Source organism: Streptomyces sp. NBC_00435 (assembly GCF_036014235.1).
Lineage (GTDB): Bacteria > Actinomycetota > Actinomycetes > Streptomycetales > Streptomycetaceae > Streptomyces.
Map to the genome: position 1 here is coordinate 4,324,452 of NZ_CP107924.1, position 22,156 is coordinate 4,346,607.

Genomic DNA, 22,156 nt, shown 5'->3' on the forward strand with positions numbered 1-22,156 from the left:
CCGTGCGCGGGCAGAGATACAGGTGAGCCGCACTGGTCCCCGGAGAACCCGGGTGCCGGACCGACGGAGGAGCAATCGTGACCGTGGAGAGCACTGCCGCGCGCAAGCCGCGACGCAGCAGCGGCACCAAGCGGGCGGCAGGCGCGGCGAACGCCGCCAAGACCCCCGCCGCCGCCACCGCGCAGACGCATGACACCGAGCCCCAGTTCGTACAGCTGCTGACGCCTGAGGGGGACCGGCTCGACGTCGCGGACCACCCCGGCATCGCGGAGTTCGCCCCCTACGTCGCCGACATCACCACCGATGACCTGCGCGGTCTGTACCGCGACATGGTCATGACCCGTCGCTTCGACGGTGAGGCGACCGCCCTCCAGCGCCAGGGCGAGCTGGGCCTGTGGGCCTCGCTGCTCGGCCAGGAGGCCGCCCAGATCGGCTCCGGCCGGGCCCTGCGCGACGACGACTACGTCTTCCCGACCTACCGCGAGCACGGCGTGGCCTGGTGCCGCGGGGTCGACCCGACCAACCTGCTCGGCATGTTCCGCGGTGTGAACCACGGTGGCTGGGACCCGACCACCAACAACTTCCACCTGTACACGATCGTCATCGGCTCCCAGACGCTGCACGCGACCGGGTACGCGATGGGCGTGGCCAAGGACGGGGCCGACTCGGCCGTCATCGCCTACTTCGGCGACGGCGCCTCCAGCCAGGGAGACGTGGCGGAGGCCTTCACCTTCTCGGCGGTCTACAACTCCCCCGTGGTGTTCTTCTGCCAGAACAACCAGTGGGCGATCTCCGAGCCGACCGAGCGCCAGATGCGCGTGCCGCTCTACCAGCGCGCCCAGGGCTTCGGCTTCCCGGGCGTCCGGGTGGACGGCAACGACGTGCTGGCCTGCCTCGCGGTCACCCGCTGGGCGCTGGAGCGGGCCCGCCGGGGAGAGGGACCCACCCTGGTGGAGGCCTTCACGTACCGGATGGGTGCGCACACCACCTCCGACGACCCGACGAAGTACCGGCGCGACGAGGAGACGGCGGCCTGGGAGGCCAAGGACCCGATCCTGCGCCTGAAGGCCCACCTGCTGGCCACCGGAGGCGCCGACGAGGCGTACTTCGAGGGGCTGGAGGCCGAGAGCGAGGCCCTCGGCAAGCGGGTGCGCGAGGTCGTGCGCTCGATGCCCGACCCGGACACCATGGCGATCTTCGAGAACGTCTACGCGGACGGGCACGCGCTCGTCGACGAGGAGCGCGCGCAGTTCGCCGCGTACCTCGCGTCCTTCGAAGGCGGGGAGTGACCGTCATGGCCGTACAGAAGCTCACCATCGCGAAGGCGCTCAACGACTCGCTGCGCAAGGCCCTGGAGCAGGACCCGAAGGTCCTGATCATGGGCGAGGACGTAGGCAAGCTGGGCGGCGTCTTCCGCATCACCGACGGGCTGCAGAAGGACTTCGGCGAGGAGCGGGTCATCGACACCCCGCTCGCCGAGTCGGGCATCGTCGGCACCGCGATCGGGCTGGCCCTGCGCGGGTACCGGCCGGTCGTGGAGATCCAGTTCGACGGGTTCGTCTTCCCGGCGTACGACCAGATCGTCACGCAGCTCGCCAAGATGCACGCGCGCTCGCTCGGCACGATCAAGATGCCGGTCGTCATCCGCATCCCCTACGCCGGCGGCATCGGCGCGGTCGAGCACCACTCGGAGTCCCCGGAGACGCTGTTCGCGCACGTCCCGGGCCTGAAGGTGGTCTCGCCGTCGAACGCCAGCGATGCCTACTGGATGCTCCAGCAGGCGATCCTCAGCGACGACCCGGTGATCTTCTTCGAGCCGAAGCGCCGTTACTGGGACAAGGGCGAGGTCGACGTCGAGGCCATCCCCGACGCCCTGCACGCCTCGCGGGTGGCCCGTTCGGGCACCGACATCACCCTTGCGGCCTACGGGCCGATGGTGAAGGTGTGCCTGGAGGCCGCGGCGGCCGCCGCCGAGGAGGGGAAGTCGGTGGAGGTCGTGGACCTGCGCTCGATGTCCCCGATCGACTTCGACGGCCTGCAGGCCTCGGTTGAGCGCACCCGCCGGCTCGTGGTCGTCCACGAGGCCCCGGTGTTCCTCGGTGTGGGTTCGGAGATCGCCGCTCGCATCACGGAGCGGTGCTTCTACCACTTGGAGGCGCCCGTGTTGCGGGTGGGCGGTTACCACGCCCCGTACCCGCCGGCCCGTCTGGAGGACGAGTACCTGCCCGGCCTGGACAGGGTGCTCGACGCAGTCGACCGCTCGCTGGCGTACTGAGGAGAGTCGTGACCATCCGCGAATTCAAGATGCCCGATGTGGGCGAGGGCCTCACCGAGGCCGAGATCCTCAAGTGGTACGTCCAGCCGGGTGACACGGTCACCGACGGGCAGGTCGTGTGCGAGGTCGAGACGGCGAAGGCGGCCGTCGAGCTGCCGATCCCCTTCGACGGGGTCGTGCACGCACTCCACTTCGAAGAGGGTGTCACGGTCGACGTCGGCCAGGTCATCATCTCCGTCCGGACGGGTCCGGCGGACGAGGCCCCGGCCGAGGCCGTCGCCGCGGCCCCGGTCGCGGCCGAGGCCGAGCCCGAGGCCCCCGCGGCCCGCCAGCCCGTCCTGGTCGGCTACGGAGTCTCCACCGCCTCGACGAAGCGCCGCCCGCGCAAGGCCCCGCAGCCGGCGGTGGCGGCGCGGAACGGCACGGGTGTCGCCCAGGCGCCCGTCGCGCCCGTCGCGGCCCCGGCGGCTCCCGCGGCCCCGGCCGTCGTGGTTCCGGCTCAGAACGGCTCGTCGGCCTCCGGTGCCCGGGCGCTGGCCAAGCCGCCGGTGCGCAAGCTCGCCAAGGACCTCGGAATCGACCTGGCCACGGTCGTACCGACCGGCGACGGCGGGGTCGTGACCCGCGAGGACGTGCACGCGGCCGCCGCGGCGGCGATCGCCCCGCAGACGGTGGCTCCGGCGCAGGTCCAAGCCCAGGTCCAGGCCCCGGCCCCGGCCCCGGTCCAGGCGCAGGCCGCGGGCACCGTCCGGGAGACCCGTATCCCGGTCAAGGGCGTCCGCAAGGTCACCGCCCAGGCCATGGTGGGCTCCGCCTTCACCGCGCCGCACGTCACGGAGTTCATCACCTTCGACGTGACCCGCACGATGAAGCTGGTCCAGGAGCTCAAGGCGGATCCGGACCTCGCGGGGCTCCGGATCAACCCGCTGCTCCTGATCGCCAAGGCCGTCCTCGTGGCGATCCGCCGCAATCCCGAGGTCAACGCTTCGTGGGACGAGGCGGCCCAGGAGATCGTGCTCAAGCACTACGTCAACCTGGGCATCGCCGCGGCCACCCCCCGGGGGCTGATCGTCCCGAACGTCAAGGACGCCGACGCCAAGACGCTGCCGGAGCTGTCCGGGGCCCTGTCCGCGCTGGTCGCCACGGCCCGCGAGGGCAAGACCTCCCCGGCCGACATGCAGAACGGCACCATCACGATCACCAACGTCGGCGTCTTCGGCGTCGACACCGGCACGCCCATCCTGAACCCCGGCGAGTCCGCGATCCTCGCGGTCGGCGCGATCAAGCTCCAGCCGTGGGTCCACAAGGGCAAGGTCAAGGCCCGTCACGTCACCACCCTGGCGCTGTCCTTCGACCACCGCCTCATCGACGGCGAACTCGGCTCCCGCTTCCTCGCGGACATCGCCGCGGTCCTGGAGCACCCCCGCCGTCTGATCACCTGGTCCTGACGGCCACCGGAGGACCGGCCCGCGGGCAACCGCCCGAGGCCGGTCCTCCGCCTTCGACCTGCGCAGAACCCGCTGCGCGAGCACTACTGACGTGCGCAAATGCCTTGGGGAACACCCCCCGTCGATGTGATCATCGGCCCATGCGCTTCCGCTCTGCCGTTGCAGATCCCACAGACCTGGACCGTGCCCTCGCCTACCCGGCGGACGGCCCCGTCCCCGCCCTCCCGCCCGAGAGGATCCGCGAGGAACTCGCCGCGAACCAGATGCGTCCCGAGTGGACCTGGATCGCCGAGGACGAGGACGGCGGGATACTGGCCCGCGCCCTGTGGTGGGGCCGCGGCGACAGCGAGCGGCCCGCCGTGCTCGACTGCCTCCAGGTACGGAGCTCCGTGGCCGACCCGGCCTCCGTCGCCGCCGGGCTGCTCGCCGCCGGGCACGAGGCCTTCGGCAAGCTCCCCGAGTACAACATCTCGCTGCCGCGCGACTGGCGCACCGCCCCCGACGGGATGGCCGAAGCGGTCGCCTGGCGCCAGGAGGCCGCGTACAGGACCGGTCTGACCCGCGAAGTCGAGCGGCTGCGCTTCGAGTGGATCCCGGCCGCCGGTACCGCGGAGCCCACCGGCCGGCTGGTCTTCCGGGAGGGCACCGACGAGGAGTTCCTCGACGCCTTCGTCCGGCTCTCGGCCGGCAGCCTGGACCTGCACACGCAGAGCGAGCTCCGCACGATCGACGCCGAGGAACTGGCGCGCGACGACATCGAGTTCTACACCGACTGCCCGGGCGAGCGCTCCTGGTGGCGCCTGGCCCACCTCCCGGACGGCACGCTCGCCGGAATGGCGATCCCCTCCGCGACCCCGTACCACCGCAATGTCGGCTACCTCGGTGTCGTCCCCGAACAGCGCGGCCAGGGCCTGATCGACGAGATCCTGGCCGAGATCACCCGCTTCCACGCCTCCGAGGGCGCCGAGCGGATCACCGCCACCACGGACACCGTGAACGCCCCGATGGCCGCCGCCTTCACCCGCGCCGGCTACGCGGTCACCGAGATCCGCCTGGTGCTGGAGGCGTCTCAGGGGTCCTGAACGGAACCGGCCGGGGTCCCGATAGCGTTTCCCCTGGGGACGCCTACCAGCGCTCGAGGAGGCACGGGGCCATGGAACTGACCGGAGAAATCGCCGCGATACGGGACGGCCGGGGTGATCCTGCCCGTCTGGTGGGTGAGTTCCGGCGGTCGGTGCTGCTCGTACCGCTCGCGGACGGCCCCGACGGCGGCCTGATGTCGGCGGTGTCGGGCGGCATCCGTTGGGTCTACGCGTTCACGGACGAGGAGGCCCTGGCGCGGTTCGCTTCGGCGCGCGGTCAGGCGGACCGGGAGTGGGAGTTCCTCTCGGTGCTGGGCGCGCGTCTCGTCGATGCGGTGGTTCCGATGGCGGACGGTCCGGCGGGTGTGGCGGTGAACGTGGCGGACGAGGCCGGGTCGATGTTCTTCCCGCCGGTCGCGGGGATCGTGCCCGATGCCAGTGCGGTGGACCTGGCGGCCGGGGAGGTTGCCTGATGGCGGGTGACGGGGACCTGGAGGTTTCGCCGACGGCGGTCAAGAACGTCCAGGATGGTCTGCGGGCGGCGATCGGGGAGTTGCGCGAGTCCGGGGATGCGGCCGGCGCTTCGCAGGGTGCGGGGTTCGAGAACCTCTCGATGACGGGGATGGAGGCCGGGCACGCGGGTCTGGCCACCGATTTCGAGGACTTCTGCGAGCGCTGGGAGTGGGGTGTGCGCAGTCTGGTGCAGAACGCGAGCACGCTGGCTCAGTCGTTGGGGATCGCGGCGGGCACGGTGTGGGAGGAGGAGCAGTACCTCCAGGGTTCGTTCAAGGTCGTGGCGAACGCGGCGTACGGCAATCCGCACGCGAGTGAGGACGAGATCGAGCAGAAGAAGTGGGGGGACATCTTCTCCGCGGACGTCTACAAGCCCGACTTCAGCCAGGAGTCCTTCGAGAAGAGCAACGAGGCCATCAAGCAGACCTGGTCCGACACGGGGGACAAGCTGAAGTCCAGCGGGAAGATCGGTTCGCTCAACGATCTGCTGGAGCAGGCGAAGCGTGACGGGGGCGGTCGCTGATGGGGTGGCGGGATTTCGTTCCGGATGTCGTCGAGGACGTCGTCGAGGAGGGCACCGAGAAGGTCGGTGACGCGATCGAGTGGGCCGGTGACAAGACGGCCGATCTCGCGGAGGACGTCGGTCTGGACGGTGCGGGGGACTGGATCCGTGACAAGAGCCGCTCGGCCGCCAACCAGCTCGGCGCGGACGTCGCGGAGCTGGAGCTGGGGCAGACGGAGGATCCGAACAAGCTGGTCTACGGCAGCGTCTCGAAGATCCGCGCGCAGGTCTCGCACCTGAACGACTTCAAGGCCTCCTTCGACAAGGTCGGCAACGGTCTGAAGGGGATGGGGGAGCCGGACGGGCTCAAGGGCAAGGCGGCCGACTCCTTCCGCGAGGCGGTCTCGAAGGAGCCGCCGCGCTGGTTCAAGGCCGCTGACGCCTTCGGGAAGGCCGCGGAGGCGATGGGCCGGTTCGCGGAGACGGTGGAGTGGGCGCAGAACCAGGCCAAGGAGGCGTTGGAGGAGTACAACCGGGCGAAGAAGGTCTCCACCGACGCCCGCAACGCCCACAACAAGCTGGTCGACACCTACAACGACGCGTTGAAGGCGAAGCAGGAGACCCTGCCGCCGCGCCCGTCGGAGCACTTCACCGACCCGGGCACCGCGATCGCGACGGCCGCGCAGGACCAGCTCGACAGCGCCCGCAAACAGCGCAACGACGTGGCGGAGACGGTCCGTACGGCGGTGCGCGCGGCGCGCGACGCGGCCCCGCCGAAGCCCTCGTACGCCAAGCAGCTCGGCGACGGCATGGATTACCTGGACCTGGCCAAGACGCATCTGACGGGTGGTGTCCTCAAGGGCACGGCCGGCATGCTGAACTTCGCGCGTGCGCTCAATCCGATGGACCCGTACAACCTGACGCATCCGGCCGAGTACGTGACGAACCTGAACTCCACGGCCGCGGGCCTGGTCACGATGGCCAACGACCCGCTCGGTGCGGGCAAGCAGATGCTCGACGAGTTCATGAAGGACCCCTCCGAGGGCATCGGCAAGATGATCCCGGAGCTCATCGGTTCCAAGGGCCTGGGCTCCCTGAAGAAGATCGGTTCCGCCGCCAAACACCTCGACGACCTCAAAGGACCCGGTCGCCGGGGCATCGACAAGGACGGCCCGGGCAGCGCGTCACGCACCGGCAAGGACACGACGTGCATCGACGACCCCGTCGACGTCGCGACCGGGCGGATGGTCCTGCCCCAGACGGACCTCGTCCTGCCGGGCTCGCTGCCCCTGGCCTTCACCCGGACCTTCGAATCCTCCTACGGGGCGGGCCGGTGGTTCGGCGGACGCTGGGCGAGCACCATCGACCAGCGTCTGGAGATCGACGCGGCGGGCATCGTCCTCATCGGCGAGGACGGCAGCGCCTTGGCCTATCCGCACCCCGCGCCGGGGCTGCCCGTGCTCCCCACGCACGGCCGCCGCTGGCCGCTGTCCACCACGCCGGACGGCGAGTTCACGGTCACGGACCCGGAGACGGGCCTGGTCCGGCGCTTCACGGCAGACGGCACGCTCGTCCAGCTGGACGACCGCAACGGGTCCTGGATCACGTACGAGTACGACGCGTGCGGCGCCCCGACGGGCATCAGCCACAGCGCCGGCTACCGGGTCGTCCTCACCACGGCCGACGGCCGGATCACCTCGCTCTCCCTCGCCGACGGCACGAAGGTCCTCGACTACGGCTACACCGCCGGAGACTTGACCGAGGTCGTCAATTCGTCCGGCCTGCCCCTGCGGTTCGGCTACGACGAGCGGGCGCGGATCGTCTCGTGGACCGACACCAACGGCCGCCACTTCGACTACACCTACGACGACCAGGACCGGTGCGTCGCCCAGTCCGGCACGAACGGGCACGTCAACTCCCGTTTCACGTACGAGGACGGCGTCACGACGGTCACCGGCGCCCTGGGGCACCAGCGTCGCTACGTCATCGACGACAGGTCCCTCGTCGTCGCCGAAACCGATGCGAACGGCGCCACGACCCGATTCGAGTGGGGCCCGTTCAACCGGCTGCTCAGCCGCACCGACCCGCTGGGCCTGGTCACGCGCATCGCCTACGACGACCAGGGACTCGTCACCTCGGTCGAACGCACCGACGGCCGCACGACGACCATGCGCTACAACGCGCTCGGCCTTCCCGAACGTGTCACGCGGCCGGACGGCACGTCCGTGCGCCGGACCTACGACGAACGCGGCAACCCCCTCTCCGTGTCCGACGCCTCCGGTGCGGACTCCCGGTTCACGTACGACGCCCGCGGCCACCTGGCGTCGGTGACGAACGCCCTGGGCGACACGACGACGATCCGCTGCAACGCGGCCGGACTCGCCGTCGAATCGGCCGATCCGCTGGGCGCCGTCACCCGGTACACCTACGACGCCTTCGGCCGCACGACCGCGGTCACCGATCCGCTCGGCGGGGTCACCCGGCTGACGTGGAGCGTGGAGGGCCGCCTGCTGCGCCGGGTGGAGCCCGACGGCAGCGAGCAGTCGTGGGTGTACGACGGCGAGGGGAACTGCCTGAGCCATACGGACGCGAGCGGCGGACGATCGGTCTACGAGTACGGGGACTTCGACGCCCTGGTGGCGCGCACGGGCCCCGACGGAGCGCGGTACGCGTTTGCCCACGACCTCGAACTCCGGTTGACCGAGGTCACCGACCCGCAGGGCCTGACCTGGTCGTACGCGTACGATCCCGCGGGCCGGCTGACGGGCGAGACGGACTTCGACGGCCGGACCCTGACCTACGCGTACGACGGGGCCGGCCGGCTGTCGGCCCGGACCAACGGGCTCGGGGAGAGCGTCCGGTACGAGTACAACGCGCTCGGGCAGACCGTCCGCAAGGACGCGGCCGGCGCGGTCACCACGTTCGAGTACGACCACGCCGACCAACTGGCGCGGGCCGTGGGCCCGGACGTGACCCTCAGCCGGGTCCGCAATCGCGAGGGCCTGCTGCACTCGGAGACGGTCGACGGCCGGACGCTCGGCTACGCGTACGACGCACTGGGCCGCACGGTGCGGCGCACCACGCCGACCGGTGCGGTCAGCGAGTGGTCGTACGATGCCGCCGGCCGCCGGACGGGTCTGACGGCCTCCGGCCGGACGCTCAGCTTCGAGCACGACGCGATGGGCCGCGAGACGGTGCGCCGGATCGGCGCGGACGTCACGCTCTCCCACGGCTTCGACGAGGTGGGCCGCCTCACCGAGCAGCACCTGACGGGCCACGACGGCCGGACCCTGCAACGGCGCGGGTACACCTACCGTCCCGACGGCCATCTGACCGCCGTGGACGACGCCCTGGCGGGGCGCCGCACCTTCACCCTGGACGCCGCCGCACGTGTCATGGCGGTGGAGGCGGGGGCGTGGACGGAGCGCTACGCCTACGACGAAGCGGGCAACCAGACATCCGCCTCCTGGCCCAGCGCCTCCACGGACGCCGGGGTGGCCACGGGTCCGCGGACCTACGCCGGCAACCGCATCACCGGCGCGGGAGGCGTGCGCTACGAGCACGACGCGCAAGGTCGGGTCGTCCTGCGGCAGAAGACCCGCCTCTCCCACAAGCCGGACACCTGGCACTACGCGTGGGACGCGGAGGACCGCCTGGTGGGGGTGACGACCCCGGACGGCACGGTCTGGCGCTACCTGTACGACCCGTTGGGCCGGCGGGCGGCCAAGCAGCGCCTGTCGGCTGCCGGCGAGGTCGTGGAGGAGGTGGTCTTCACCTGGGAGGGGGCCAACCTCTGCGAGCAGACCACGCGCTCCGCGGAACTGCCCCGTCCGGTCGCCCTGACGTGGGAGCACCGGGGACTGCATCCGCTGACGCAGACGGAGCGCATCCTCGCGGCCCCCGGGGAGGAGATCGACAGCCGTTTCTTCTCGATCGTCACGGACCTGGTGGGCACGCCCACCGAGCTCGTGGACGAGACCGGGGAAGTCGCCTGGCGCACCCGCTCCACCGTGTGGGGGTCGACGACGTGGAACCGCGACGCGTCGACGTACACACCGCTCCGCTTCCCGGGGCAGTACTTCGACCCCGAATCGGGCCTGCACCACAACGTCTTCCGTACGTACGACCCGGAGACGGCGCGCTACCTGAGCCCGGACCCGTTGGGCCTGGCACCGGCCCCGAATCCGACGGCGTACGTCCACAACCCGCTCATCTGGTCCGACCACCTCGGCCTGGCTCCGGACGAGTGCAGGGTCACCGTGTACCGCAAACAGACGGAACATCCGCTCAGCCAGCGGGTGCACATCGACGAGAACGGCAACGTCACGATCGACGGCAACAACCATCTGTACGTCAACATGAGCGGGGACCTGCGGCACACCGTGGAATTCCGCGGGGACAACGGCCAGATCGTCGCCTTCGACGTGCCGAAGAGTTTCGTCGACGACATCCGGGCGAAGGCGGTTCCGCAGGAGCAGCCGGACGGGTTGGGTTTCACCAAGCAGGAATGGAAACAGGTGAAGCAGATCTATCCGGAAATCTCCGATCCCACCAGGGGAACGGATTTGTACGGCCTTCCCGGTGAAGTGCTCGACCAAATGCGAAAGGTCATCATTCCCGGTTCTGGTAGGGTCGTCCAGGATCATTAGCGAGGATTGTGAAATGCTGCACGAAATCGAAGACCTCGAAATCGAGGGGTCCCGGGTGTCCCACCGGCCGGAGGCTGATTCCGCGCCCCCGGTCCTGGCCTATTTCGAGATCGCCGTGGACGGGGACCCCGGGCGGTACGCGAGCAGGCTGCGCGGCGCCCTGGACGCCGTACTGAAGATCGCCGTCTCCGAGTCCTTCGACGACGACGACCTGCCCGTCGACACCGTTCCCGCATGGTTCTCCGGCGTCTGCCGGGGCGGTGGTTCCCCGGAGCCCTTCGCGGCCGAGGGGCGGGACCGGTACGTCGAGCGGACCGGCGGCGCGCCCTGGAACCTGCAGAACTGGCTCTCGCGCTTCGATCCCGACCTGGAAGTCCGGGGCTGGGCCTGGTGGGACATGACGTCCTCGCCGGCGGGGGAGGGCGTGCTGCGGCTCTGGGCGGACACCTGGGGCGAGGCCTTCTTCGCCTGGGAGGACCTGCGGTGGCTCGCCTACGCGGCCGGCGCGCGGTCGGTGGCGGACCCGGTGCTGGTCAAGCCCGCGGTCTGGGCGCAGGAGGTCTCCGTATGACCGGTGTGGCCAACGAGGTCCGTGCCTGGTTCGACGACGAGACCATCACCGTTTATCAGGCATATCCGGCAGGGATCGCCGAAGCGGCTTTGAAGGCGGGCACCTTCGTGGATCCATTCAAGCGCGCCCGGATGACGTGGATCAAACCGTCGTTCCTGTGGATGATGTATCGCTGTGGATGGGGAACGAAGGCCGGACAGGAACGTGTCCTCGCGATCGACATCACCCGCGAGGGATTCGAATGGTCCCTTTCCCATTCTTGCCTCAGCCATTTCGACCGGACGCGATTCGCGACCAAGGAGGAATGGCAGGAGGAAGTCCGGTCCAGCCCGGTCCGTGTGCAGTGGGATCCCGAGCGGGACCTGGCCCTGAACCCCCTGCCCCACCGTGCGATCCAGATCGGCCTGTCGGGCACCGCCGTGGACCGGTACGTGGAGGACTGGATCGGTGACATCCGGGACGTGACTCCGCTCGCGCACGAGGTCCACGCCACGGTGAGGGCCGGAGACCTGGACGCCGCGGCCGCCCTGCTGCCCGCGGAACGGGTCTACCCCCTGCCCGGCGTGCTCGTCGAACGGGTCGCGAAGTGATGCGGCAGGAACCGCTCCACCACCTGCCGTTGCCCGCGAAGCGGTAACCTCCCGGCCCGGGAAGGGGGTGGGGCAGGGTGTCCATCGCCGAGTTGCAGGTGTATGCCGTCGAGACGGCCGATGTCACGGGTGGCGTGTGCGTGGTCCGGTGCGTCGGCGGCGTCGCGCGGGCCGGTCAGGTCTACGCCGTCGGGGAGCTCAGGGCCGGTCTGCGCAGGATCGAGCGGTACGGGCGCACGGTGGAGTCCTGCGAGGCCGGCCGCATGGCCAAGGTCCACCTCACGGGGGCCGTGGTCGCGCTGCTCGCCCGGGGGCAGGTGCTGACGTACGTACCGCCGGGCGGGCACGCGCTGGCGGAGGTGGAGGCGTGGCTGGCCACCGGGCCGTCGCTGCTGGAGGAACCGCATCCGGGCCCGCTGCGGGCCCTGGCCACGGCCCGGATGCAGGACGAGTCCCTGCCCGACGGGATGCGGCTGCGCTGGGGCCGGATCGCGCTGGCCGCCATCGACCGGGCGGGCCGGACGGAGGAACAGCCCTACGTGCGCGCCTACTTGCTCCAGCGCTTCGGCCCCGGAAGCCCGGGCGATCTTGACCGTGACCCCGCGGCGCTCTGCCGCGACGTACTGGCCCGCATCGGTATGACCCCGCAGGAGGCGGCCGAGCAGGCCCGGGCCTGGCGGGAGCTGCCGCGCCCCGCCATCCAGCTGCTGCGCCGAGCCAAGAACCTGATCCCCTGCACGGCCCCGGCCCGCCCCCACCTGGCCGCGGCCGATCCCCTGGCGGTGGCGGTGGACACCTGGGCGGCCCTGCGCCCCCGGCTGCCGTAGCGGCACGCCGCGGGCGGGCCGCCGGGGGCGGGCCTCCCGGGTCAGCCGGCCGCGTTGCCGAGGACCTTGGTCGGGGTGAGGCGGATGACGACCCGGACGTTCCCGGCCGGGGCGTTCGCGTAGGCCCGGCCCGCGCCCGGGCCCTGGTACTCCTCCGCGATGCGGACGGCGATGGCCCGGCCGACGTCCTCGGTGACGGTGGCGGTGCCGCGGATCTCGGCGTAGAGGAAGGGGTTGGCCAGGTCGAAGACGGTGAGGCCGATCCGGGCGTCCCGTGCGATGTTGCGCTCCTTGCGGCGGCCGCGCTCCGTGGAGATGAGGATCTCGTCCCCCTCCCGGGTCAACCACACCACCGAACTCTGCGGGCCCCCATCGGGGTTGAGGGTGGTGAGCACCGCGGGATGCGGGGTGTCGAGCAGCTTCCGTACCGTCTCGTTCAGCACAAGAGTCATGTGGGGAAGGGTAGTTGGGGCCCGAGCCGGGCTGGTGGGGCTTTCGTGCGGAGAGCGGGCGACTAGGGCAGGTCGGCCGGTGCGGGCCGCCCGGTCAGCAGGTGCCCTCGCCCTTGAGCAGGCACTTCTCCGCCCACCGGCCCAGTTCCGTGAGTGCGGGCTCCAGCGCGGCGCCCGCCTCCGTCAGTCGGTACGCCACCCGCAGTGGCGGTCCTTCGTCCACCTCGCGCAGGACGAGGCCGGCCGCCCCGAGCTCGACCAGCCGGTCGGACAGCATGCGCTCGCTGATGCCGGAGATGGACCTGCGCAGGTCGGCGAAGTGCACCGGGCCCGCCATCAGGGAGGCCACGATCACGCCCGTCCAGCGCTTTCCGAGCAGCCCGAAGACCTGGGTGATGCCGTCGCTGACCCGGCCGCACGCCTCCGTGCCCTGGTGCTTCCCCTTGTCCGCCATGCCTCCAGGGTACTACCCTCGCCTTAGGGGATGAAAAAAAGTAAGTAACTGTGTTATCAATAGCGACGTACGAAAAAGCATTCACCTTGGAGGTTCCCATGGCCACTCTTCTGCACCTGGACTCGTCCCTGAGCCCCGCCGCCGGCTCCGCCTCGCGTGCGGTGACCGCCGCCTTCCGCAAGGCCTGGGAGGAGCAGCACCCCGAGGGCACGGTCGTCTACCGCGACCTGTCGGCCGACCCCGTCCCGCACCTCGACGGCCTCGCCGCGTCCGCCGCCTTCACCGACCCCTCCACCCACAGCCCCGAGCAGGCCGCGGCCTTCGCCGAGCGGCTGGAGCTGGTGGCGGAGCTGGAGCAGGCGGACGCCGTGCTCATCGGCGCCCCGATGTACAACTTCACGATCCCCTCGACCCTGAAGGCCTGGCTGGACCAGGTCATCGTGATGGGCCGCACCGCGGGCCCCGAGTCCCCCCTCAAGGGCCTGCCGGTCACCGTCGTCTCCAGCCGCGGCGGCTCCTACGCCCCCGGTACTCCGCGGGAGGGCCTGGAGTACGTCCAGAACTACCTGGAGGGGCTGCTGACCGCCATGTTCGGCGCCGAGGTCGACTTCATCGTTCCCGAGCTGACCCTGGCCGCGTCCGTCCCGGAGATGGCCGGGCTCGTCCCCCTCGCGGAGGCCTCGCGCGCGCAGGCCCTCGCGGACGCGGAGTCGAAGGGCAAGTCCCTCGCGGCGCGCGTCGCCGCGGCCGCCTGAGTCCCATGCCGGCCCGGCCGTGACGGCCCGGGTGCCCGCGGTGGCGCTGCCGGTAGTGGCGGCGTCCCCGGCGGGCTACGGTCGTCGGTGAAGGCCCACGACCACCTGGGGGAGCAGTGCCCGTGACGGCTGTGCACGACGTACGAGCGGACCGGCCGCCGCGAATACCTGAGGTCGACGCCCTGCGGGGGTTCGCGCTCCTGGGAATCCTGCTGGTCAACGCGCTGGTGATGGCCGGCCCGTACGGCCTCGGAGTCCCCGGGGACCCTGATGCCTCCGCCCTCGACCGGACGGTCGAGGGCGTCGTCCAGGCGTTCGTGGTCGGCAAGTTCTACCTGATGTTCTCGTTCCTCTTCGGCTACAGCTTCACCCTCCAGCTGGACTCCGCCGAACGGGACGGGGCGAGCGCCGTTCCCCGGCTGCTGCGCCGCTCGTTCGGCCTGATCGTCCTGGGCCTGCTGCACGCCGTGCTGCTGTACGCCGGCGACATCCTCATGACCTACGGGACGCTGGGCCTGATCCTGATCGCCGCACGCGGCTGTTCGGCCCGGACGGCCCTGCGCGCCGCCCGGATCGTCTACGGCTGCGCGAGCGCCCTCCTGCTCCTCATGGGTCTGCTGTCCCTGTTCGTGCCGGAGGCCGAGGCGGACGGAGTGGACGCCGAACTCGCGGCGGACTTCCCCCGACTGGTCGCCGACTACCGCGGCGACGCCGCCTCCGTCGTACGGGCCAACATCGGCCAGCTCCCCGACGCGCTCCTCGCCGTACCGCTGATGGGCGGCCTGGTCCTGGCGGCCTTCCTGGCCGGTCTGTACTGCGGCAAGCGGCGTCTGCTCACCGGCACGGGAGACCACGGGGCGCGGCTGCGCCGCATCTGCCTGTTCGGTGCGGCCGTGGGCCTGCCCGGCAGCGTCCTCATGGCCCTGACCGCCGTCGGTCCGCTCGACCCCCGATGGGCGCTGCCCTCCGCGATGGTGGGAACGGTCACGGCCCCCGCCCTGACCGCCGCCTACGTCTGCGGGATGCTCCTCCTGATGAGGACGGCCCGGGGAGCACGCGTCGCGGCGCTCCTCGCCCCCGCCGGCCGGATGGCCCTGACGAACTACCTGAGCCAGTCCCTCGCCATGGCCCTCGTCTTCACCGCCTACGGCCTCGCCCTGTACGACCGGCTCGGCGCGGCCGTCGTCGTACTCGGCGCGCTCGCGCTGTACGGAGCCCAACTCGCCCTCAGCAAGCGCCTGATGGCCCGCTACCGGTACGGCCCGGTGGAATGGCTGCTGCGGCTGGTCACCCATGCGCGGCTCCCGCACGACCGCGACCGCGACCGCGACACCGACCACGACCGTCCGGCTCTCCGGCGGCAGTCCTAGGCGAGTCCCCGCCAGGGGATGTTGCGCCAGGGGCCGGCCGGGTCGGTGGTCAGGGTGAGGTGCGTGGCGAGCGTGCCCGCGTACCACTCGCCGAACTCCTCCTCGTCGAAGTGCAGGCACCGCCCCAGCGCGTAACCGGCGGAGAACTCCTCCCAGGAGCGGTACGCCCCGCGCGCGGCCTGCCCGGCGCGCAGTACGCCGCGTTCGGCCTCGGCGAGCGTGCCGTAGCGGGCGCCCAGGCCCCAGCGGGCCATCTGGGAGGCCCGGCCGTAGTCCCAGCCCTCGACGGAGCGGACCCAGTCCCCCTCGGCGAGCAGTCCGTCCGCGCGGAAGCGCTGCTCGTAGCGGGCGATCCGGCCGATCAGCCGCTGCACGCCCGCGACCTCGCCCTCCACCTCGGCGGTGGGGCGCGGCTCGGTGACGGTGACCCCGTCGGGGGTGAGCTGCGGTTCGGCGGCCCGTTCGGCGCTGCGGCGCAGGGTGGAGGCGGCGGCGTGCCGCCAGTGCTCGACATCGACGGGGCCGGCGAAGTCGGAGGCGAGGACGCGCCGCACGCGCAGCGCGAACTCCCAGACGGGGCTGACCATTTCGGCGCCGAGCAGCCCGCGCAGGACCTCGTGCCAGCCCTCGGACGTGGTGATGCCCCAGCTCTGGCGCAGGCGCTCGCGTTCGCGCGTGTAGCCGTTGCCGTGGTAGGCGATCGCGTTCCAGAACTCCCCGTTGGAGACGGCCAGATGGGCGCCGACGGCCAGTCCGTGCGCGACGGGACCGTGGAGCGGTCCGCCGGTGTGCAGGGAGTGCACGGCTCCGGGGGCGAGGCCCCAGACCGGGGCGACGGCGTCCCAGTGGGCGCGCCAGCGGACACGGTCGGCGGGGGTGGTGGTGAGGTAGGCCTGGACGGGGGAGCCGGGGTTCACGGCGAGGTGGGGCGGGTCGGCGGAGTCCCAGGCGTTCGCGAACCAGGCGAGGGACCGGGGGAGGTACACGGTGTGGGGGTCGGGCGCGGGCAGCATGCCGCGCGTGAGGACGACGAGGCCGCTGCGGTCGGAGGTGGGGTGGAAACGGGCCTGCGTGGGCTCGGCGTCGACCTGCGCGCGGTACTGCGGCAGGAACAGCTCGCTGCGGGCGAGGGCGTCGAGGTAGCCCGGCCAGTCGCCGCGCGCCTTCGCCTCGTACAGCTCTCGCTCGATCGCGCTCGGAGCGGTCCAGGTCCCCATGGGGAGACCTTATCCGGCCCCTCCGAGCGCCAGTTCGGCCCGTGTCGGATCTACTGTGCGGGTGGAGAACCTTGAACCGGGCGCTGTCCGAACCGACCGCCTGACGCTGCTTCCCCTGCGGGCAGCGCACGCCGAGGAGATGGCCGCCGTACTCGGCGACCCGGACCTGCACGGCTTCATCGGAGGCACTCCGCTCACCCCGCAGGCCCTGCGCACACGGTACGAACGGCTGGTCGCCGGCTCGCCGGACCCCGCCGTGTCCTGGTGCAACTGGGTGATCCGGCTCGACGCGGCGGGCTGCCTGACCGGCACGGTCCAGGCCACGGTCTCCGCCGACGACCGCGGAGGCCTCGCCGAGATCGCCTGGGTCGTGGGGACCCCCTGGCAGCGGCGCGGCATCGCCACCGAGGCGACCCGCGCCCTGGTCTCCTGGCTCACGACGGCCGGGGTGCGCACGGTCGTCGCCCACATCCACCCCGACCACACGGCGTCCGCCGCGGTCGCCGCCGCGGCCGGGCTCACCCCCACCGGCCAGTGGCACGACGGGGAAGTCAGGTGGCGGCTGACGACGGGGAGCGAGTCGACGGCAGGTGACAACGACGGCTGACGACGGGTGGAGGCGGCCGGCCGGCTGATCCCGCCTCCGCGCACCCGTGGCCGGATCCGCACGGTTCGCCCGCACCCGGAACGCCAGTAAGGTGTCGGGCCCCGGGGGACTCGTCGCGGCAGAGGGAGCGGCCATGCGGAGCGGTACGGGTACGGTCGCGGTGATCGGCGGCTCCATCGCGGGGCTCGCCTTCGCTTCGGCGGCCGCGCGGGCCGGGGCGGCCGGGGTGGTGGTGCTGGAGCGCACGCGCGGACGGCTCGCGGACCGCGGGATCGGGCTGTGCGTCCACAACGACCGCGCCGCCGAACTCACGGCGACCGGGGCGCTGCCCGCCGGGATCCCCGCGCATCCGCTGGCCCGGCGGCGCTGGGTGGTTCGGGACGCGGCGGTGGGCCCGGCCGGCCGGGTGATCTGGGAGCAGCCGTTCCCGTTCCACTCCTACCACTGGGGCCTGTTGTGGCGCGGGCTGCGGGAGGCGACCCCCGATTCGGTGGTCTACCGGCAGGGCGAGGGCGTCACGTCGGTGGCGCGGACGGCCGGCGGAGCCGAGGTGCGGCTGGCAGGCGGGGCGGTGGAGCGCTGCGACCTCGCGGTCGGCGCCGACGGCTACCGCTCGGTGGTGCGCGAGGCGGTCTGCCCCGGGTCCCGGCCGGTGTACGCCGGGTACGTCTGCTGGCGCGGGCACTTCGACGCCCGGCGGCTGGACTCCCCGGCGGCGGGCGGCGCCGACTGGCCCGCCGACGCGGTGAGCACGGTGTGCTTCCTCGGCGGGAGCTGCGTGATCTACCGGATCCCGGGGCCGGACGGCGGGCTGCGGGTCAACTGGGTGCTGTACGCGGTCCCGCCGCCCGCGGCCGGGCTGCGTCTGGACGACCCGACGAGTTTCCCGCCGGGCACGGTGAGCGGTGAACTGGCATCGCATCTGGCGGAGTTGCTGGAGCGGGAGTTCCCGCCGTACTGGGGCAGGGTGCTCGGGCTGACGGATCCGGAGCACGTCTTCGTCCAGCCCATCTACGACCTGGAGACCGCCCGCACCACCGCGGGCCGCTGCCTGCTCGCCGGGGACGCCGCGTCCGTGGTGCGCCCGCACAACACCAGCGGGGCGGCCAAGGCGCTGCAGGACGCGAGTGCCTTCGAGGCGGCGTGGCGCCGGGCCGGCTCGTGGGACGAACTGCTGGCCGGCTACCAGGACGCCCGCGGCGGGGCGGGGCGGGAGCTGGTGGCTCTGGCCCGGCGGCTGGGGCGGGCCCAGGTGGAGCGGACCCCGGACTGGGGGGCGATGGGGGCCGGCGAGGCGGAGGCGTGGTGGCGGGGCCAGCTGGCCGGAGCGGCGGACATCGGCGGCCAGGCGTTGGCGTCGTAACGGCCGGCCTCGGGGGCGGGGTCCGCAGTGGCCGACCGTCGGTGTCGTAGCGGCTGACCTCGGGCGCCGTAGCGGCTGACCGTCGGCCTCGTGGTGTCCCCGGCGCCGGGGCCGGATCGCCCGCCTGACGGTGCATCGCCCGAGGGTGACGGTGTCCCCGCAGGTCAGGGACGTGTGTAGGCCGGTTGCCCGGCGTGTCATGCCCGGCGCAACCGGGGCTCGGGTTGCGGGCAGTGACGGGGTGTCGGTGAGTGGACGTGGGCACGTCCCCTGCCCATGTCCCCACGTTCCCGGCCACTGCCGTGGCCCTCCGACAGGAGAGATCCGTTGCACCGCATCACCCGCTACACCATCCCCGCTGCCCTGTGCCTGACCCTGCTGACCGTGTCCCCCGGTCTGGCATCGGCCACCGCCGAGTCCGGCAAGCCGCAGGCCGCGGCGGCCGCTCCGGCCGGGAAGGCCATCCCCGGGACCGAGGCGCTGCTCGCCCAGGTCCAGTCGTTGGCCGCCGTCGGCGGGGTGCTCAGGCCCGTCACCGATCTGCTGGCCGCCGTCCTCAAGTCCCCCGACGGCAAGGTCCCGGAGGCGGACCTGGCGGCCTTGAAGGAGAAGGTCGACGCGGCGCTCGCGGAGCTGAAGAAGGGCCTGCCCGCCACCCCGGCCCTGCCCGTACCGGTGCCGCCGGTGGACGCGCCGAAGCTCCCGGTGGAGACGCCTAAGCTGCCAGTGGAGACGCCGAAGCTGCCCGTGGAGGCACCGAAGCTCCCGCTCGAGGCTCCGAAGCTGCCCGTCGCGCTCCCCGTGGCCGCCCGCAAGGCCGCCGGCGGACCGCTGGACCTGGCCACCGGCGCGATCGACAAGCTCAAGAGCTCCGTGGACGGCCTCCACAAGGCCGCCGGGCCCTGCGGGTGCTCCACCGATGCCAAGGCCAAGGCCACCGATGTGCTGACCGACCTGGTCGCCGCCCTCGTCGCCCTGCTCACCGGACTCGGCCTGCCCGGCCTGCCCACGCTCCCGGTCCCGGACCTTCCGGTCCCGGAGCTCCCGGTGCCCGCGCCCGCCCTCCCCGTCGAGTAGGCGGCCCGCGCTCCGGCGTGCGACCGGCGTGCCGCCGCGCGACCGTACGGACCCCCTTGACGCGCCCTCCGGCCAGGTGGACGCTCCCGGGGCTCGGATCCGTACGGTTGCATTGGGGGGCCGGCATGCCGGAGCAGTCGGAGCAGCACGTCCAGTCGGCGGGCGAGCTGCGCGCGCACCTCGTGGCCAGGGGCGCGCGCTGGTCCGTGAGCGAACACCTCGCCGACGACGATCCCGTACCGAGGCCCGCGCTGGGCCTGGCAGCGGGGGCCGCCCTGACGACCGCCGAGGCCGTGCCGGCCGTGGACCTGCGGCGGCTCATCGGCCCGGCGAGCGGCAATCCGCACCTCACCCGGCGCAGGGCGGCGCACGGGCTGCTGCCGGGCACGGGGGGCCCGGCTGCTGCCCGGCCGGTGGCCGTGGACTGGCGCAGTCGCTGGGGCTGGCCCTGGATCACCAAGGTGAAGGACCAGGACCCGTGCAGCTCCTGCTGGGCGTTCGGGGCGGCCGGCCTGGTGGAGTCGATGGCCCGCATCGAGCACCACGTATGGGCCGAGCGGTCCGAGGGGGACGTGCACGACGGGCTGAAGGCCCCCTGCGGGCAGACGGGCAGTCCCGAGTCGGCGCTGGACTGGATCCGGACCAACGGAGGTCTCGCCGATCCGGGCTGCTGGCCCTACTCGCCGCCGCCGCCCGGAACGCCCGCGGACCGCCGCGAGGCCTGGCGGGCCGAGTACATGCCGAGCTGGGACCGCTCCGGCCGTACCGTCCGCATCCCCGAGCACGTCCGCCTCGGCGACGTGGAGCAGCAGAAGGTGTGGCTGGACACGGTCGGCCCGCTGACCGCCTGCTTCGACGTGTACGACGACTTCTTCGGTCTCGGATCCGGCGTCTACCACCGCACCAGCGACCGGCTGGCGGGCGGTCACTGCGTCCTGATCACCGGCTACGACGACGCGGCCGGCTGCTGGCTGTTCAAGAACTCCTGGGGGACCGGCTACCACGTGGGCGGCCACGGCCGGATCGCGTACGGCGAGGTACGGATAGACCACTGGGCCAAGTGCGGACTCGTGGGCACCAACATCGACCCGTGGAGCAAGCGCCGCCTGCACACCGGGAACGTCTACGAGAGCGGCAACGGCCGCGCCCACCGCAACTTCGAGATGGCGGCGATCACCGCCGGCGGCTCCCTCCAGCACTGGTGGCGCGAGGGCGACGCCCCCTTCGCGTGGGTCCGTGCCCGGGCCTTCGCCTCCGACGCCTCCGGCCAGCCCGCCTTCACGGGGACCACGTACAACCGGAACATGGAGTCCCTGCACGTCACCACCGGCGGCCGGCTGCGCCACTGGTACTACGAGCAGTCCGGCGGTGCCTGGCGCGACGGCGGCGCGTTCGGTCCCGGCGACGCGGCGGTCGGATCGACCCCGGCCTTCATCCAGAGCGACTACGGGGCGCCGGGCAATTTCGAGGTGGTCGTCCGCACCGCCGACGGCCGCCTGAACCACTGGTGGCGGATCAACGGCGCCCCCTGGACCTGGAACGACGGCGGCCGCTTCGCCTCCGGCATCGCCCACTACGGCCCGGCGCTGATCCAGACCCGCTCCCGCCACCTCGACCTGGTCGCCACCCGCACCGACGGCCGGATGCAGCTGTGGTGGCGGGACGACCCGAACGGGTTCCTCTGGCGTCCCGGCGAGATCTTCGGCAGCGGGATCACCTCGGCCCCCTGCCTGGTCGAGGCGCAGTACGGGGCGGCCGACGAGGACACCGCCGGGAACTACGAGCTGTGCGTGACGGGACCGGACGGCCGCGTGGAGCACTGGTGGCGCGGCAACGCGGGCGGGGCCGCCTGGCAGCGCTCCGCGGTCTTCGGCCACGACGTGCTCGCCGTCACCGGGATGCTGCAGGGCAGCTTCGGGTTCAACCTGGAGGTGATCGTCCTGCGCGCCGACCGCATGCTCCAGCACTACTGGCGCGACGAGGCGGGCTGGCACGAGGGGGCGGTGATCGGGCCGGCCTAGGCCGGCCCGGGGCCGTGCGGAGAGGAGTCCGCGTGGAGGTGCGCGAGGTGGTGCTGGCGCCCGGTGAGCCGTACGAGCTGCGGCTCACCGGGCGCGGTGCGCGCGGCTACGTCTGGACCTGGTGGGTGACCGGGGACGCCGAAGCCGTCTCGGTGGTGGAGGGCCCGCCGCCCGCCGCCGCGGAGCCACCACTGCCCGGGGCGACCGTCGAGCGCGTGTACGTCGTGCGCGGGCTGGCCGGCGGCTCGGCCCGGATCCGCTTCGCGCAGGTCCGGCCGCCGTATCCGGACGGGGCCCCGTACGACGAGTTCCTCCTGGAAGTGACCGTGTCGGCGCCGCAGGGGTGAAGGTCCACATCGTGGACGGCCCCCGGCTTGCACCTC

The 22,156-nt window shown here is 72.3% G+C and carries 20 protein-coding genes; 17 read left to right on the forward strand and 3 right to left on the reverse strand.

Annotation, left to right across the window (positions count from 1 at the left end):
• Positions 1-77: 77 nt before the first annotated feature.
• The 10 genes from pdhA (at position 78) to OG389_RS19880 (ending at position 12,457) form a co-directional block, all read left to right on the forward strand.
• Positions 78-1,289, forward strand: a complete 1,212-nt coding sequence (gene pdhA, locus OG389_RS19835; protein WP_328299800.1) for a pyruvate dehydrogenase (acetyl-transferring) E1 component subunit alpha — start codon at positions 78-80, stop codon at positions 1,287-1,289.
• A 5-nt stretch (positions 1,290-1,294) separates the two neighbouring features.
• Entirely contained in the window at positions 1,295-2,275 is a 981-nt protein-coding gene (locus OG389_RS19840; protein WP_328299801.1) for an alpha-ketoacid dehydrogenase subunit beta, read from the forward strand.
• Between the two features lie 29 nt (positions 2,276-2,304).
• Positions 2,305-3,723 (forward strand): dihydrolipoamide acetyltransferase family protein, encoded by a 1,419-nt coding sequence (locus tag OG389_RS19845; RefSeq protein ID WP_328303933.1) that lies wholly within the window; start codon positions 2,305-2,307, stop codon positions 3,721-3,723.
• A 140-nt stretch (positions 3,724-3,863) separates the two neighbouring features.
• Entirely contained in the window at positions 3,864-4,805 is a 942-nt protein-coding gene (locus OG389_RS19850; protein ID WP_328299802.1) for a GNAT family N-acetyltransferase, read from the forward strand.
• Positions 4,806-4,876: 71 nt separating this feature from the next.
• Positions 4,877-5,278, forward strand: a complete 402-nt coding sequence (locus tag OG389_RS19855) for an SseB family protein (protein WP_328299803.1) — start codon at positions 4,877-4,879, stop codon at positions 5,276-5,278.
• Positions 5,278-5,841, forward strand: a complete 564-nt coding sequence (locus tag OG389_RS19860) for a hypothetical protein (protein ID WP_328299804.1) — start codon at positions 5,278-5,280, stop codon at positions 5,839-5,841. Before OG389_RS19855 ends, OG389_RS19860 begins: the two co-directional genes overlap by 1 nt.
• Positions 5,841-10,469 carry a putative T7SS-secreted protein gene (locus OG389_RS19865; protein WP_328299805.1) on the forward strand — a complete coding sequence of 1,543 codons (4,629 nt, stop codon included), beginning with the start codon at positions 5,841-5,843 and terminating at the stop codon, positions 10,467-10,469. Before OG389_RS19860 ends, OG389_RS19865 begins: the two co-directional genes overlap by 1 nt.
• A 13-nt stretch (positions 10,470-10,482) precedes the next feature.
• Complete coding sequence (locus OG389_RS19870) at positions 10,483-11,040, forward strand: hypothetical protein (RefSeq protein ID WP_328299806.1); 558 nt, start codon at positions 10,483-10,485, stop codon at positions 11,038-11,040.
• The gene (locus tag OG389_RS19875) at positions 11,037-11,630 is read left to right on the forward strand and encodes a DUF4291 domain-containing protein (RefSeq protein ID WP_328299807.1); all 594 of its coding nucleotides are present in this window, start codon (positions 11,037-11,039) and stop codon (positions 11,628-11,630) included. The genes OG389_RS19870 and OG389_RS19875 overlap by 4 nt, the downstream gene beginning before the upstream one ends.
• A gap of 77 nt (positions 11,631-11,707) precedes the next feature.
• Positions 11,708-12,457, forward strand: coding sequence for a hypothetical protein (locus OG389_RS19880; RefSeq protein WP_328299808.1), 750 nt, complete (start codon positions 11,708-11,710; stop codon positions 12,455-12,457).
• Positions 12,458-12,498: 41 nt separating this feature from the next.
• On the opposite strand, the gene OG389_RS19885 is transcribed toward OG389_RS19880, so the two are convergent.
• On the reverse strand, positions 12,499-12,909 hold the full coding sequence (locus OG389_RS19885; RefSeq protein WP_328299809.1) for a PPOX class F420-dependent oxidoreductase: 411 nt from the start codon (positions 12,907-12,909) through the stop codon (positions 12,499-12,501).
• A 94-nt stretch (positions 12,910-13,003) separates the two neighbouring features.
• A complete protein-coding gene (locus tag OG389_RS19890) occupies positions 13,004-13,363 on the reverse strand; it encodes a winged helix-turn-helix transcriptional regulator (RefSeq protein WP_328299810.1) in 360 nt (119 codons plus the stop codon).
• 98 nt (positions 13,364-13,461) lie between these two features.
• Between OG389_RS19890 and OG389_RS19895 the strand changes: the two genes are divergently transcribed.
• Both OG389_RS19895 and OG389_RS19900 read left to right on the forward strand, forming a co-directional pair.
• Entirely contained in the window at positions 13,462-14,118 is a 657-nt protein-coding gene (locus OG389_RS19895) for an FMN-dependent NADH-azoreductase (RefSeq protein ID WP_328299811.1), read from the forward strand.
• A 122-nt stretch (positions 14,119-14,240) separates the two neighbouring features.
• The gene (locus tag OG389_RS19900; protein WP_328299812.1) at positions 14,241-15,488 is read left to right on the forward strand and encodes a DUF418 domain-containing protein; all 1,248 of its coding nucleotides are present in this window, start codon (positions 14,241-14,243) and stop codon (positions 15,486-15,488) included.
• Here OG389_RS19900 and OG389_RS19905 read toward each other — a convergent pair.
• Positions 15,485-16,705, reverse strand: coding sequence for a DUF1266 domain-containing protein (locus OG389_RS19905; RefSeq protein ID WP_328299813.1), 1,221 nt, complete (start codon positions 16,703-16,705; stop codon positions 15,485-15,487). The two genes, OG389_RS19900 and OG389_RS19905, sit on opposite strands and share 4 nt — an antisense overlap.
• A gap of 61 nt (positions 16,706-16,766) precedes the next feature.
• Here OG389_RS19905 and OG389_RS19910 point away from each other — a divergent pair, with 61 nt between their 5' ends.
• The 5 genes from OG389_RS19910 (at position 16,767) to OG389_RS19930 (ending at position 22,120) form a co-directional block, all read left to right on the forward strand.
• The gene (locus OG389_RS19910; RefSeq protein ID WP_328299814.1) at positions 16,767-17,312 is read left to right on the forward strand and encodes a GNAT family N-acetyltransferase; all 546 of its coding nucleotides are present in this window, start codon (positions 16,767-16,769) and stop codon (positions 17,310-17,312) included.
• A 133-nt stretch (positions 17,313-17,445) separates the two neighbouring features.
• Positions 17,446-18,675 carry a monooxygenase gene (locus OG389_RS19915; protein ID WP_328299815.1) on the forward strand — a complete coding sequence of 410 codons (1,230 nt, stop codon included), beginning with the start codon at positions 17,446-17,448 and terminating at the stop codon, positions 18,673-18,675.
• Between the two features lie 327 nt (positions 18,676-19,002).
• Entirely contained in the window at positions 19,003-19,752 is a 750-nt protein-coding gene (locus tag OG389_RS19920; protein WP_328299816.1) for a hypothetical protein, read from the forward strand.
• A 125-nt stretch (positions 19,753-19,877) separates the two neighbouring features.
• The gene (locus OG389_RS19925) at positions 19,878-21,773 is read left to right on the forward strand and encodes a C1 family peptidase (RefSeq protein ID WP_328299817.1); all 1,896 of its coding nucleotides are present in this window, start codon (positions 19,878-19,880) and stop codon (positions 21,771-21,773) included.
• 32 nt (positions 21,774-21,805) lie between these two features.
• A complete protein-coding gene (locus tag OG389_RS19930) occupies positions 21,806-22,120 on the forward strand; it encodes a protease inhibitor I42 family protein (RefSeq protein ID WP_328299818.1) in 315 nt (104 codons plus the stop codon).
• Positions 22,121-22,156: the final 36 nt, after the last annotated feature.

Coding starts and splice junctions, on each gene's coding strand:
- OG389_RS19915 (WP_328299815.1), top strand. CDS start 17,446: ATGCGGAGCGGTACGGGTACGGTCGCGGTGATCGGCGGCTCCATCGCG.
- OG389_RS19895 (WP_328299811.1), top strand. CDS start 13,462: ATGGCCACTCTTCTGCACCTGGACTCGTCCCTGAGCCCCGCCGCCGGC.
- OG389_RS19850 (WP_328299802.1), top strand. CDS start 3,864: ATGCGCTTCCGCTCTGCCGTTGCAGATCCCACAGACCTGGACCGTGCC.
- OG389_RS19870 (WP_328299806.1), top strand. CDS start 10,483: ATGCTGCACGAAATCGAAGACCTCGAAATCGAGGGGTCCCGGGTGTCC.
- OG389_RS19875 (WP_328299807.1), top strand. CDS start 11,037: ATGACCGGTGTGGCCAACGAGGTCCGTGCCTGGTTCGACGACGAGACC.
- OG389_RS19855 (WP_328299803.1), top strand. CDS start 4,877: ATGGAACTGACCGGAGAAATCGCCGCGATACGGGACGGCCGGGGTGAT.
- OG389_RS19865 (WP_328299805.1), top strand. CDS start 5,841: ATGGGGTGGCGGGATTTCGTTCCGGATGTCGTCGAGGACGTCGTCGAG.
- OG389_RS19890 (WP_328299810.1), bottom strand. CDS start 13,363: ATGGCGGACAAGGGGAAGCACCAGGGCACGGAGGCGTGCGGCCGGGTC.
- OG389_RS19845 (WP_328303933.1), top strand. CDS start 2,305: ATGCCCGATGTGGGCGAGGGCCTCACCGAGGCCGAGATCCTCAAGTGG.
- OG389_RS19885 (WP_328299809.1), bottom strand. CDS start 12,909: ATGACTCTTGTGCTGAACGAGACGGTACGGAAGCTGCTCGACACCCCG.
- OG389_RS19925 (WP_328299817.1), top strand. CDS start 19,878: ATGCCGGAGCAGTCGGAGCAGCACGTCCAGTCGGCGGGCGAGCTGCGC.
- OG389_RS19840 (WP_328299801.1), top strand. CDS start 1,295: ATGGCCGTACAGAAGCTCACCATCGCGAAGGCGCTCAACGACTCGCTG.
- OG389_RS19905 (WP_328299813.1), bottom strand. CDS start 16,705: ATGGGGACCTGGACCGCTCCGAGCGCGATCGAGCGAGAGCTGTACGAG.
- OG389_RS19860 (WP_328299804.1), top strand. CDS start 5,278: ATGGCGGGTGACGGGGACCTGGAGGTTTCGCCGACGGCGGTCAAGAAC.